At 45.9% G+C, this 11,961-nt stretch carries 15 protein-coding genes; 4 read left to right on the top strand and 11 right to left on the bottom strand.

The features are described 5' to 3' along the window. Positions 1-80: 80 nt before the first annotated feature. The 5 genes from ilvA to AB3351_RS05450 form a co-directional block, all read right to left on the bottom strand. On the bottom strand, positions 81-1,340 hold the full coding sequence (ilvA, locus tag AB3351_RS05430) for a threonine ammonia-lyase IlvA (protein WP_371146096.1): 1,260 nt from the start codon (positions 1,338-1,340) through the stop codon (positions 81-83). Positions 1,341-1,555: 215 nt separating this feature from the next. Next, positions 1,556-3,253 carry a methyl-accepting chemotaxis protein gene (locus AB3351_RS05435; RefSeq protein ID WP_371146097.1) on the bottom strand — a complete coding sequence of 566 codons (1,698 nt, stop codon included), beginning with the start codon at positions 3,251-3,253 and terminating at the stop codon, positions 1,556-1,558. A 231-nt stretch (positions 3,254-3,484) separates the two neighbouring features. Then, positions 3,485-3,889 (bottom strand): PAS domain-containing protein, encoded by a 405-nt coding sequence (locus AB3351_RS05440; protein ID WP_371146098.1) that lies wholly within the window; start codon positions 3,887-3,889, stop codon positions 3,485-3,487. Between the two features lie 214 nt (positions 3,890-4,103). Further along, the gene (locus AB3351_RS05445) at positions 4,104-4,664 is read right to left on the bottom strand and encodes a GNAT family N-acetyltransferase (protein WP_371146099.1); all 561 of its coding nucleotides are present in this window, start codon (positions 4,662-4,664) and stop codon (positions 4,104-4,106) included. A gap of 90 nt (positions 4,665-4,754) precedes the next feature. After that, positions 4,755-4,907, bottom strand: coding sequence for a hypothetical protein (locus AB3351_RS05450; RefSeq protein WP_371146100.1), 153 nt, complete (start codon positions 4,905-4,907; stop codon positions 4,755-4,757). Between the two features lie 181 nt (positions 4,908-5,088). On the opposite strand from AB3351_RS05450, the gene trhA reads away from it, so the two are divergent. From trhA to AB3351_RS05470, 4 genes are read left to right on the top strand one after another with little or no spacing between them, the layout of a single operon-like run. Next, a complete protein-coding gene (trhA, locus tag AB3351_RS05455) occupies positions 5,089-5,730 on the top strand; it encodes a PAQR family membrane homeostasis protein TrhA (RefSeq protein WP_371146101.1) in 642 nt (213 codons plus the stop codon). A 53-nt stretch (positions 5,731-5,783) separates the two neighbouring features. Continuing rightward, a complete protein-coding gene (crcB, locus tag AB3351_RS05460; RefSeq protein ID WP_371146102.1) occupies positions 5,784-6,203 on the top strand; it encodes a fluoride efflux transporter CrcB in 420 nt (139 codons plus the stop codon). Continuing rightward, positions 6,203-6,574, top strand: coding sequence for a fluoride efflux transporter CrcB (gene crcB, locus AB3351_RS05465; protein ID WP_371146103.1), 372 nt, complete (start codon positions 6,203-6,205; stop codon positions 6,572-6,574). Before crcB (AB3351_RS05460) ends, crcB (AB3351_RS05465) begins: the two co-directional genes overlap by 1 nt. A gap of 32 nt (positions 6,575-6,606) precedes the next feature. Next, positions 6,607-7,293 carry an ArsR/SmtB family transcription factor gene (locus AB3351_RS05470; protein ID WP_371146104.1) on the top strand — a complete coding sequence of 229 codons (687 nt, stop codon included), beginning with the start codon at positions 6,607-6,609 and terminating at the stop codon, positions 7,291-7,293. 82 nt (positions 7,294-7,375) lie between these two features. Here AB3351_RS05470 and AB3351_RS05475 read toward each other — a convergent pair whose 3' ends face one another. The 6 genes from AB3351_RS05475 to AB3351_RS05500 form a co-directional block, all read right to left on the bottom strand. Next, on the bottom strand, positions 7,376-8,260 hold the full coding sequence (locus AB3351_RS05475) for a DMT family transporter (RefSeq protein WP_371146105.1): 885 nt from the start codon (positions 8,258-8,260) through the stop codon (positions 7,376-7,378). A 123-nt stretch (positions 8,261-8,383) separates the two neighbouring features. Next, a complete protein-coding gene (locus tag AB3351_RS05480) occupies positions 8,384-8,680 on the bottom strand; it encodes a hypothetical protein (RefSeq protein ID WP_371146106.1) in 297 nt (98 codons plus the stop codon). 43 nt (positions 8,681-8,723) lie between these two features. Then, the gene (locus AB3351_RS05485) at positions 8,724-9,221 is read right to left on the bottom strand and encodes a GNAT family N-acetyltransferase (RefSeq protein WP_371146107.1); all 498 of its coding nucleotides are present in this window, start codon (positions 9,219-9,221) and stop codon (positions 8,724-8,726) included. Between the two features lie 19 nt (positions 9,222-9,240). Next, positions 9,241-10,470 carry an aminopeptidase gene (locus AB3351_RS05490; protein WP_371146108.1) on the bottom strand — a complete coding sequence of 410 codons (1,230 nt, stop codon included), beginning with the start codon at positions 10,468-10,470 and terminating at the stop codon, positions 9,241-9,243. Positions 10,471-10,911: 441 nt separating this feature from the next. After that, the gene (locus AB3351_RS05495; protein WP_371146109.1) at positions 10,912-11,709 is read right to left on the bottom strand and encodes a carbon-nitrogen hydrolase family protein; all 798 of its coding nucleotides are present in this window, start codon (positions 11,707-11,709) and stop codon (positions 10,912-10,914) included. A 100-nt stretch (positions 11,710-11,809) separates the two neighbouring features. Then, the gene (locus tag AB3351_RS05500) at positions 11,810-11,950 is read right to left on the bottom strand and encodes a hypothetical protein (protein WP_371146110.1); all 141 of its coding nucleotides are present in this window, start codon (positions 11,948-11,950) and stop codon (positions 11,810-11,812) included. Positions 11,951-11,961 lie beyond the last annotated feature (11 nt).

An 11,961-nucleotide genomic window follows, 5' to 3' on the forward strand; every position in this document is an offset into this window, starting at 1 on the left:
TATTTAATGAAAAAAGTATACAAAAAGCATCTGCCAAGCCCAGCAGATGCTTTTTTCTAAGGATGAGGATTCCTAAGTAATTAAATCAACAAGTTAAACAGGGACGGATTGTTGTTGATCTCCATGTAATCAATATTGCGCTGTACGAGCCGTTCGATCAGCGGTGCATAGTCCTCCGGCTTTTTCAGCTCGATTCCTACGAGGGCCGGTCCGTTATCTTTGTTGTTTTTCTTTGTGTACTCGAAACGGGTGATGTCATCGTTTGGTCCGAGCACGTTATCAAGAAACTCGCGCAGTGCTCCTGCACGCTGCGGAAAATTGATGATAAAGTAATGTTTCAATCCTTCATAGATGAGCGACCGCTCCTTAATCTCCTGCATGCGGTCGATGTCATTGTTTCCACCGCTGACGACACAGACAATCGTTTTGCCGCGCAGCTGTTCCCTGTACAAATCAAGCGCCGCAATGGAAAGAGCGCCCGCCGGTTCGGCCACGATTGCGTTTTGATTGTACAGGTTTAAGATGGTTGTGCACACTTTCCCTTCCGGAACGAGCACAATATCATCAAGCACTTGACGACAAATGTCCATCGTCAACTCCCCTGCTTGCTTTACGGCTGCACCGTCTACGAACTTATCGATATTGGGAAGTGCCACTGGCTTATTCTGAGCCAATGCCTGTTTCATGCAGGGTGCGCCTTCCGGTTCAACACCGATGATTTTTGTGGCAGGCGAGATACTTTTAATATACGAGCCCACACCGGAGGCAAGCCCACCCCCGCCGATGCCAATGAATACATAATCGACAGGCTCTGGAATGTCCTCCATGATTTCCATACCGACAGTGCCTTGTCCGGCAATGATCTTCGCATCGTCAAACGGATGAACAAATGTTAGTTCGTGCTCTTGCGTGTATTTCATCGCTTCTGCGAACGAGTCGTCAAATGTATCTCCTGTCAGTACGACTTCGACCGCATCGCCACCGAATAGCTTCACCTGCGATACCTTCTGGCGCGGTGTGGTTGCCGGCATGAAGATGGTGCCGCGAATGCCAAGTGAGCGGCAGGAGAAGGCTACGCCCTGTGCATGATTGCCTGCGCTTGCACACACCACGCCACGTACAAGATCCTCCTGCGGTAAATTGCGAATCAGATTATATGCGCCGCGGATTTTGAATGAGCGAACGATTTGCAGGTCTTCGCGCTTCACGTAAACATTGCATCCTAATTGTTCGGAAAGAATCTGGATTTTTTGCAGCGGTGTTTTTAGCACCACGTCTTTTAATGTATGATGAGCGACCAATATATCTTCTACGGTCACTTTGGTTGCGGTCTTGTTCATATTCTTTCCCCCTCTATCTGTCGGTCCGACTCCTAGCTGTTCTTTATTCGACTTTTTTCAAATTATATGAGAATAAGAAAAATTATAGAGTTTCACGATATGCCTGTCAATTTTAGTTTGCTTGATTAAAAGAAGAGATGTGAAATGGCTGAGTGCGATAGACAGCAAAACAGCCGCCTCGAAGAGTGTTCGGGACGGCTTGTTTTATTGGTGTATTATTTATTCAGCTTGAACTTTTCAACAGCGGATTGCAGTTCATTCGCCATGGCGCTTGCTTCTTCTGCACTGGCAGCGATCGTCTCCATTGCGGCGGATGTTTCTTCTGTAGCAGCGGAGACTTGCTGTGCGCTTTCTGCAGAATTCCTCACCATTTCCGTAAGGGAGCGTACAAGCTCAAGAATACGTTCCGATTCGGCTACTTCCTCGTTCGTTACTTCGACGATGGCTGTTACCGCATGGACGGTATCATCGACCGCATGAACGATATTCTCTAGTGCGTGCCCGGCTTCGGTCACGGTACGTGTACCCTCCTCCACCTCAGCTCTGCTCTGCTGCGTCACGCCAACCGCACTGCGCGTGCTTTCGGCGATTTTACGCACAAGTTCTGCTACTTTTCCCGCGCCGTCATTAGACTGCTCCGCAAGCTTGCGCACTTCATCCGCTACGACAGCGAAGCCACGCCCTGCTTCGCCTGCACGGGCCGCTTCAATGGCCGCATTTAAGGCCAGCAGATTCGTTTGGGAAGCCAATTGCGTAATCATATCTGTAATGACGCCGATTTCTTTGGAGTACTCGTTCAATGTAGCGATTAACTGTTCGGTCTCAATTGTTTTCGTCTTGATATTCTGCATGCGCAGTACGGTGTCATTCACAATTTCCGTGCCTTCTGCTGCCGACTTTCTTGTCATTCGGGAATTTTCTTCGGCACGATTGGCCTTTTCTTTAGCGATTTGAATAAATGAAGAGAGTTCCAATAAAATTTTGGAGGCTTCTTCTACGGAAGCACTGCCTTTCTGTGCATCCACAGCAACTTGTTGAATGCTGACTGCAATCTCATTGCTGCTCGCAGTGACCTCCTCACTTGATGCCGCCATCTGTTGACTTGATGCGGCCAGCTCATCGGATGCGCGCCGCACATGGCCTATAATTCCCTGCAGGTTATAGACCATCCGATTGAAGGATGCTGACAATTGGCCGATCTCATCTTTGGAGGAAATGTGCAGTTCATCTATAGATAAGTCTCCGTCTGCCAGCCGGTTGGCTGCTTCCGCTACGTCCAATAGTGGCTTGACCGCTCTGCGCGTCATGAAATAAAACAATAGCAGCGCAAGAATAAGCTCGACGACCACAACGAGAATGATCTTCGTGCCGATGCTTTTTGCCAGAGCTACATACGGTGCATCGGGTACCCCAACAAACCATATACCGATTACCTGCCCGGCCGTATCTTTAATTGGTTCATACATGGCGTGGTAGTTGGTGCCAACTACATCAGCATTTCCGTAATATGGGACGCCTTCACGTAGTACCGTTTGTTCGACAGCCGCAGATACTTTCGTTCCAACCGCGCGCTCGCCGCTCTCACTTTTTACTGTGGTGGCTGCCCGGGTATTGCCTGCAAAAATAGTAACGGCATCACCTGTATGCGAATGAAGCTCATCAAGAACAGCATTGGTTTCTTCGATAGAAGTGCTGCCTTTGTACAATTTTCCATCCTGTATGCGCCAGTCCCCCGGCATACGTTCATTAAGAAATGCTTGTCCTAAGCGCAGATCGGACTCCAGCTTCTGCCTTGATGCGTTGCCCACCTCGGAACGTACCGTCATAACGGAATAGGTACCGATGATGCCTGTTCCCAACAGGAAAGCAAGAGAGATAAACAATAGTAATTTGGCGGTAATGCTAGCTTTCATAAGAAATCCGTCCCTTCTAGGATGTAAAGCGCGTAATAAAATGTAAAACAATAACAAGAAGAACTATAGAATAGATATCGGCGTTTTTGAAGAGGATTTCATGCGTAAATAGAAACAACTTCAACTATATTGTTACAATTTGGAAAGCGCTTTCTATCTGTGGATAAATGAGACAGCACCAAAAACAAAGCCGGGCGACGTGTCTTTTTGTCCCGGCTTTGTTTGTTGCGTTTAGTTGATGAAAGATGTTATTTTTTTAGGTGTTATTTTGTCAAAAATATGCTCGGGAAGGAGACGGATGGAATCTGTAATTTCCGTGAAGATAGCCATCCCTCCGATCACTTCTCCATGTTCTTTAAGCAGCTTGGTTTGTACGCGCATGAACTTATCATATGCTCCCCATTTGTATGGCAATATATCAGAGGTGAATTCCCGTCCCTCTTCAATCGCTCGCTCGACAAGTCGAACCTCGTTAGGCGGATAGCCGAAATATTCGTCGCTGTTTTTATTAATCATATTAACACGATTGACACCTAAAATTTTTTCTCCTGCTTTATTGATAAATTTTATTGTTAAATTTGCATCTAAAATATAAATTCCTTCTTCTAGTTCATCCAAGGCTTTGTAATGCAACAACAAGGGCGCCCACCATCCTCTACAGTTCCTGTTTCTTCAATGTGTTTCCATTATACTGGTTATACGGTTCGATATGTAAAAATAAGCAAGAAAAAAAGTAAACAAAAAACCCGTTACGATTTGAACGGGTTCTTCATCGGTAAGAGGTGTATTACGGTGTAGGTTGATCATTGCGAGGAAGAGGGTCATTTGCACGATGATCACGCTCCTTGTACTATGTAATGCGTGCGTATATACACGTATCGCGTACTTCCTTTCCGTCTACGGAGAGTGCTTCATTTCGCAGAATACCTTCCAGTGTAAAGCCCAGCCTTTCGGCAATGGCGCGGCTTTTTACATTTGGAGCGTCGCAGCGGATTTCCACTCTGCGGGCATGCAGTGTATCAAAAGCAAACGCAGTAATCCCCTCCACTGCTTCTGTCATGTATCCTTGTCCGCTGTAACGGGAATCGATCCAATACCCAATTTCGAATTTTGGAATGTTCCAGTTAATCCGGTGCAGTCCCGAGGAGGCGATAAACTCGCCTGTATCCTTGCGAAATACAAGCAGTCGCAACTCTTCTCGCTTCAGAAAGTTGGCGTGAGATTCTCTGATATTTGCTTCAACATCCTGCTCAGAGGGTTTCTGCTGCAGAAATATCATCCAGGGCGTTAGATCATCTATGGATGCCTGGATAGCCTCATATACCGCTTTCCCATCCCCTGGCTTTGGCATGCGAATCAGCAATCGTTCGGTATAAAACTCTGTGGGGAAATCAAGCAATAATGGATTCAATATCTTCCTCTCCTGTCCTCTTTTATATGAATTGTTTCTAAGATAATGTCTGAAAGAGAAAGGCCGCTTCTTGTGCATACCGATTTCAGTCTATAAGCGCAGAAGAGAGTATGTATTAGGCTTCATAAAAGTAGGCACAAATCTTCCATCTGCAATCAGCTCGGATTGGGCGTATCCTTTTGCTGCTGTAGCGAGCGATAAAAAATCAGAAAAAAGAACACAGTACGTGATGACAATACGCATAATTTGCACTTCTTTCCATCGTATCGCCACATTCTTTTATTAGTATACTGTAATTTTTTGCCTGATTATAGTCGGATTTTCATTTCAGTGTTGCCAAATGCTGATATAGGGAGGATTTGGTTGGCGATTCATGGATAAGGGCGTTATACTAAAGAAAATAAAAAAGGAAAGGATGCGAAAGATGGCAGGTACTCATGTATTTACCAAAAAAGAAGAGTTGGCCAATGCGATTATTCATGGAATTGGCGCGGTATTAAGCGTGGCGGCGCTTGTTGCGCTCATTGTTACCGCCAGCGCGTCCGGTACCGTATGGCATATTACCAGCTTTACCATATACGGTGTAACCATGCTTCTGTTATATGTCTCTTCAACATTGGTGCACAGCTTTCCCGAAGGGCGTGCTAAAGATGTTTTTGAGATTTGCGATCATGCGGCCATTTATTTGTTTATTGCAGGTACGTATACGCCGCTTTTGTTTTTGGTCGTAAAAGGCGCACTCGGCTGGACGCTGTTTGGGATTGTCTGGGGCATCGCGCTTGCAGGTATCGTGTTTAAGCTGTTTTTTACGAAGCGGTTTCTGTATATGTCTACCGTACTCTACATTGTAATGGGCTGGCTGATTGTGTTTGCATGGAAGCCGCTGGTGACGGGGTTGGCTTTTGAAGGGGTAGTACTCTTGGTAACAGGCGGCATATTGTACACGATCGGTGCGGTATTTTATGTATGGCGCGGCTTTTTGTTTCATCATGCGGTGTGGCATCTGTTCGTATTGGCAGGATCGATCGTTCATTTCTTCGGTGTCATCCTGTATTTATTGCCATAACGACGTAACATCGAACTCCTATCAGAGAAAGATACGCTGGTAGGAGTTTGTTTTTGGAGGGACATGTGATGGGGTATGTATTCGTGGGGATTGGCGGCATGCTTGGCGCTGTGCTGCGCTATATGCTGGGGATATGGATTGGTGCACAGACAGGCAGTGCTTTTCCCTACCCTACCCTGCTTATTAATCTGGTCGGGTGCTTTATCTTAGCTTTTTTCTATACCATAACAGTATCGCGGCTGCCTGTGCATCCTCATTTTCGCACCGCATTTGGCAGCGGCTTCATCGGTTCATTTACGACATTCTCTACCTTTAGCTATGAGACGTTTGCGCTTCTTCATGCCAGACGATATGAAATAGCTATTATCTATGCTGTAATCAGCGTCGCAGGCGGCTATATCCTTGCGTATTTTGGCGCAAGGCTCGGGCTGATTAAGCGTCTATCGAAGACTAGGGAAAGGAAGGATGGCTAATGGTGATCGTCTGGGTAGCACTTGGCGGTTTTTTTGGAGCGATAAGCCGTTATGCTGCGGTGCAGTGGATTGATCGGCGTATGCATTCCGCGTTTCCATACGGGACCATGACCGTGAATCTTCTCGGTTCGTTTCTGTTGGGTCTGCTGTATGGATGGGATGTGGACCGGCAGCTTACCCTGCTGCTTGGCGCGGGTTTTCTTGGCTCGTTTACGACGTTTTCCACATTTGCGTATGAAACTGTGCAGCTGCAAGAAAAAGGAAAACGGAAAGAGATTGTTGTATACATAAGCATAAGCGTATTGCTTGGCATCTTGGCTGCTGCACTTGGTTTATGGATCGCCTTGATGGTGATTGTGGCTGCATCATAATTGAAATATAGGATAGAGAAAGGATGATAAAAATGAGTATACATCCGAACGTGGCGGAAGCTGCCTCTCTTCTTGGAGAAGCATCGCGGGCAGCCATCCTCATAAGTTTATTGGACGGGCGTTTTCATACAGCCGGTGAATTAGCTTTTATGGCTGCGATTACCCCGCAAACAGCCAGCTTTCACCTTTCTAGATTAATAGAAGGTAACCTTGTTCGTGTTGAAAAACACGGACGTCATCGCTATTATCAATTGGCTAATGAAGAGGTTGCGCGCATACTAGAATCGCTTCTTGCTATTTCTCCACCTCCCGACGTGCGATCGTTAAAGCAATCCGGTCAAGTAAAGCTGCTTCGGGAAGCCAGAACTTGTTATGACCATTTAGCAGGGAAATTAGGCGTCGATATCGCTGAATCGATGCTGAAGGCTGGTTATTTGGAGAAAGAAGAAAGAGAGTTTGTGGTTACGCCTAAAGGGGAAGCGTTTTTAGCTGATTTCGGCATTGATATAAGTGAATTAAAGCGAAAACGCCGTTCATTTTCTCACGCATGTCTGGACTGGAGCGAGCGTCATTATCATCTTGCTGGTGCTCTAGGACATGGACTCATGATCCGCTTTTTGGAATTGGGCTGGATCGTTCAAGTCCCGTCTATTCGCGCTATAAAAGTTACAGATAAAGGAAAAGAAGGATTTGCACAATTATTTGCTATAGCGATGTAATATAAGTGCAGAGAAAAACCCCTCCTTGGTAGACAGAACGCGCTTCTTCTTTCTGCATACGATGAGGGGTTCTCTCATTCATTTATAACGTGTTTTTAACCAGCTCGTTTTTCTGCTGAAAATTACTATTTACAAGATAGATGCCCATAATGATAAACAAGCCGCCAACGATGAGCGAAGGGGATAGCGGCTCCCCTAATAGTATCCAACCGGTTACTACACCGAAGAACGGAGCCAAAAATAAAAAGGCGCTGGTTTTTCCAGGATCACTCTTTTGTAGGAGATAATACCAAACGGCAAACTGAACGATGGAAGACATGATGCTTAACCATAACAAAATAAGTAATGAATTGCTGGTCAGAATGAAAAATGATGTTTCAAGAGTAAAGCTGCCAAGCAAAAGTAAGATTCCGCCAAAAAGCATCTGATAGGCTGATAGAACCCATGTATCAAAGAGTGCACTCCATTTTTTAGCCAGTAATGTAGAGATGGCCCAAAAAACAGCAGAAAGAATTCCGAAAAGAATGCCAATCCTATATTCAATTTGCGCTCCCATCGTAATGACTACCCCTACAATTCCAGATAGAACACCGACCCATTGATAAAGCTTGTAGCGTGCATGAGAAAAAATGGTGGCGAATACAACAACCAGTAACGGATTGGTGAAGGTAAGAATGGAAGATTCACTGGCTGTAATCGTTCGTAAACTCAAGAAAATACACCCCATAACACCGGCTGTTTGGAAAGCGCCAATGATAAGAATCCGGACCCAGTGTTCTTTCGTAGTTGGATGCGGCCGTTTTAAAGCCATAACGAGTACCGCCATGATGACTCCGGCAAGGATGAAGCGTACTGCCGCTAACAGTAAGGGGGATGAATAAGGCAACCCCATTTTCACGACGGCGAAAGAAGAACCCATTAAAAACGTTGTCAGAAGCACTAACGATATAAATTTGAACGTATTCATTTTCAAACTCCCCACATAGTATAATGACCAATCTATAGCCATTATAAATGCTGAATACTTCAACTCTAATCGAAATATGGAATGCATACAAAAGATGGCTCTATTCTTCCCCGTATAGTGAAGCTATCCCAAAAAGGGAACGACAACCAACAGGGCCGCCGAGCAAAGAACAAGGAAAAGCGACATGCGCGGCGGCAACTTTTTTCTCCCCTTTCCGACGTACCAGCCGGAGAATTGCAGCATATTCCGATACAGAACAAGCAATAGCAATAAAATCGAAATGCCAATCAGCCACGAATACTCATTATGGCTCAAGTCCACTCCCACTGCTGTATACATTGATTTGAGCACCGTTCCTAGCAATCCGCCTAAAAGCAAAAGCAGCACAAGTACCCTGATCAGCTCGAGTAAAAATCTCATTCCTTTATATCCCACCTATCATTCATGCCAACATATAGGGTTGTTAGTTATGATCCAACAGCAGTTCATAGAAGAATACATCCTGCCATGTGCCGAACTTATGGCCGACCTCTTTGAAGTGACCGACAAGCGTGAAGCCGAATCCCTCATGCAGCTTTACGCTTGTCTCGTTGCCACCTGTAATCCCGGCGATGATCGCATGATACTTGTGTTCTTTTGCGCGTACAAGCAGTTCTTTTACGAGAGCTTTACCGATGCCCTGCCCCTGGTAAGCGGCATCAATATATACCGACAGTTCGGCCGTTTGAGCATACGCAGGTTTGGTTCGGAACGGGGAGAGACAACTGTATCCGATGACGCGGTCATGCATTTGGGCAACCAGCAGCGGATGCCTGCCTCCGTAATGGGAAAACCATTCCATACGCTGCGTAAGCGTCAGCTCTTCGATATCAAAGGTGGCGTTCGACGTACGAATGGCATGATTGTAGATCGAAAGCATGGCTGCGACATCGTTTCGCTGTGCCTCCCGAATCTCGACCATATTGCTCCCCTCCCCTTTCTTACGCCCAGTTTCCGTGGCGGAAAATCGGTTCTCTCGTTCCGTCCGCCATCTCTCCATCAATATTCATCTCAGCAGAGCCTACCATAAAATCAACGTGTGTCAGGCTCGTATTCAGACCATTCTGTTCAATTTCTTCTTTGCTCATCGTTTTTCCGCCTTCAAGACAAAATGCATAGGCATTGCCAATCGCTAAATGATTGGACGCATTCTCATCAAACAGCGTGTTATAGAAGATAAGGTTCGCATTTGAAATGGGCGAATTGTGCGGGACAAGCGCTACCTCACCTAGATAATGCGAGCCTTCATCGGTATCAATCAGCTGCTTGAGCGTTTCATATCCAGTTTCAGCTTTGATATCAACGATTCGTCCTTTTTCGAAGGTAAGTGAGAAATTCTCAATCAGATTACCACCGTAGTTAAGCGGCTTCGTGCTTGCGACAGTTCCGTTTACCCCTTCCTTTAAAGGGACAGTAAATACTTCTTCGGTTGGGATGTTGGCGATAAATGGCACGTCCTTCTCGCTTACAGACCCGCCTCCGACCCAGAGATGGTTCGGCGGCAGTTCAATGGTTAGATCAGTACCCGGCGCTTGATAGTGAAGATACTTATACTTTTTCTTATTAAGAAGGGTCACTTTCTCATCAAGCTTCGCATTGTGTTCGCGCCATGCTTGAACCGGGTCTTCAAGATCGGCACGGACCGCACGGAAGATCGCTTCCCACAGCGCATCCACTTGCTCATTCTCCGGTTTATCTGTGAACACTTTGGCCGCCCATTCGCTTGATGGGACAGCGACAATGCTCCAGCTTACTTTGTCGGCGGAAACATAGCGACGGAATGTATCCATTGCTTGCCCCGATGCTTTGGCTGCGTCAGCGATTCGCTTCGGTTCAATACCTTTTAAAAGCTCTGGATTAGAAGAGATAATGTGAAGGAAGCAGGCACCGTCTTCCGCCATCTCCTCAAACCCTTTGGCACGCCAGAGTGGATATTCGCTGAATGCTTCATCGGGTGCCAACTCATATTTAATTCGGGTGCTCACTTCATCGTTCCATTCAATGTGAACATTTTTGGCCCCGGCTTCATATGCTTTTTTGACCACCATGCGCGCAAACTCTATAGCGTTAATCGGTGCTTGCAGCACCATTGTTTGTCCAGGCTGCACATTGACGCCAACTCGTACAGCCAACTCGGCGTATTTGTCTAATTTTTGCTCGAATGTAAACATCAATAAATTCCTCCTTTTGGGGCTAGCGATAAGTTAACTATAAAAAAACGTATGACTATAGTAAACTTCAAATTCCATAATTAGGGTGCCCGAATGTGTAGCTTGGAATAACATGGTTTTGTCGTAAAGAAATAATACTCTCTTCATAATTTGATCATGATTTCAAAAAGATTACAAGGTAGCATACATATTGGGAGAACACCCCATTATCTACTTCACAAGAGGGATTTACATAAAGAACAGAATCACATAAAGGAATGCAAGACAGACAGAGGATGACGCATATGAAGCACCGCATTATGAACAGCAGATGATAGACGATGAGGATATGGATTTCTAAGCAATGACCCTATCTTAACGAACATAACCGCATCCAAGAGCCCCCGCTCTTTTTATATATTTCCCCCGGTCTATAATGATAGAACCGGGGGTTTGTGCTTGCTATTGGTACAATTTTGGCCTTCGTTCTGTGAGATAGTCATATACTTCTTTGCTTTTATGGATGTCTGCAAGTGAGAATTGGATGGTTTTGATCTCTCGTGCGTCTTCTTCGCTCCTACATTCTAGCAGGATATCTCCTTGTGGACCTACAATCATACTTCCGCCGCGATACACAAAAGATCGATGGGTACCGACCCGGTTGCAGTATGCGACGAACAGTTGATTTTCTAGGGCGCGGGCAATGGTAAAAATCCGGTGCGGATATTCATACGGGGACATGTTGGCGCTGGGTACGAAGAGAATCTGTACACCTTGTGCTGCCAGCGTGCGCGCCGCTTCAGGAAATTCGATATCAAAGCACACAAGAATCCCCATCCGTACGCCGTCAACATCCACTGTAATGAATGTGCTACCAGGCGCCGTTACCTTTTTCTCTCCCGCAAACAAATGGATTTTTCGATAGTAGGCAAGCGGTGTAGCGTCCCGATGCATAAAGCATGTCGTATTATATACGCATCCGTCCGCTCCTAACTCGGGAAACGAGTAGATGAGATGGAGCGGATAATCTGCAAGCTTGGCTTGAAGTCGAGCTGTACTTTTACCGTTGCGCGGCTCGGCAAGCGTCCGCAGTTCGTCTTTACGTACAAATCCGGTGAGGATAATTTCTGGCAGGACGAGAATATCTGCTCCCTGCGCATAGGCTTCTTCAATGGCCTGCTCGATTTCTTGCAGATTCGTCTCCTTCTCTCCCTCAACACACGGTATTTGTGCTAGTGCAATAGACCATGTTTGTTTCACTCTTCTATCCCTCCCTATATCAAAAGCTGTCTTCATTATAATAAGAAACCACCCGAAAATCTTCCGGGTGGTTAGTACGTGTGTGTTTATGCTTTTCTTTCTATGAATACGGCTGCTGATTTGTAATGGTATACGGATTTTCTTTTAGCAGTGCCAATCTGCGCTCGGTCGTCACCGAATGAGGAGTAAGTGCGGCAAGACCTACCAGCAGCAGAATCACTGTAATGCCAGATAGAATCATGGTCTGCCCTC

This window comes from Aneurinibacillus sp. REN35, assembly GCF_041379945.2.
GTDB lineage: Bacteria > Bacillota > Bacilli > Aneurinibacillales > Aneurinibacillaceae > Aneurinibacillus.

What these genes read in the sequence shown, in the direction of transcription:
- ilvA (WP_371146096.1), bottom strand. Translation starts at nt 1,340, where the DNA reads ATGAACAAGACCGCAACCAAAGTGACCGTAGAAGATATATTGGTCGCT.
- AB3351_RS05435 (WP_371146097.1), bottom strand. Translation starts at nt 3,253, where the DNA reads ATGAAAGCTAGCATTACCGCCAAATTACTATTGTTTATCTCTCTTGCT.
- AB3351_RS05450 (WP_371146100.1), bottom strand. Translation starts at nt 4,907, where the DNA reads ATGCGTATTGTCATCACGTACTGTGTTCTTTTTTCTGATTTTTTATCG.
- trhA (WP_371146101.1), top strand. Translation starts at nt 5,089, where the DNA reads ATGGCAGGTACTCATGTATTTACCAAAAAAGAAGAGTTGGCCAATGCG.
- crcB (WP_371146103.1), top strand. Translation starts at nt 6,203, where the DNA reads ATGGTGATCGTCTGGGTAGCACTTGGCGGTTTTTTTGGAGCGATAAGC.
- AB3351_RS05470 (WP_371146104.1), top strand. Translation starts at nt 6,607, where the DNA reads ATGAGTATACATCCGAACGTGGCGGAAGCTGCCTCTCTTCTTGGAGAA.
- AB3351_RS05475 (WP_371146105.1), bottom strand. Translation starts at nt 8,260, where the DNA reads ATGAATACGTTCAAATTTATATCGTTAGTGCTTCTGACAACGTTTTTA.
- AB3351_RS05480 (WP_371146106.1), bottom strand. Translation starts at nt 8,680, where the DNA reads ATGAGATTTTTACTCGAGCTGATCAGGGTACTTGTGCTGCTTTTGCTT.
- AB3351_RS05485 (WP_371146107.1), bottom strand. Translation starts at nt 9,221, where the DNA reads ATGGTCGAGATTCGGGAGGCACAGCGAAACGATGTCGCAGCCATGCTT.
- AB3351_RS05490 (WP_371146108.1), bottom strand. Translation starts at nt 10,470, where the DNA reads ATGTTTACATTCGAGCAAAAATTAGACAAATACGCCGAGTTGGCTGTA.
- AB3351_RS05500 (WP_371146110.1), bottom strand. Translation starts at nt 11,950, where the DNA reads ATGATTCTATCTGGCATTACAGTGATTCTGCTGCTGGTAGGTCTTGCC.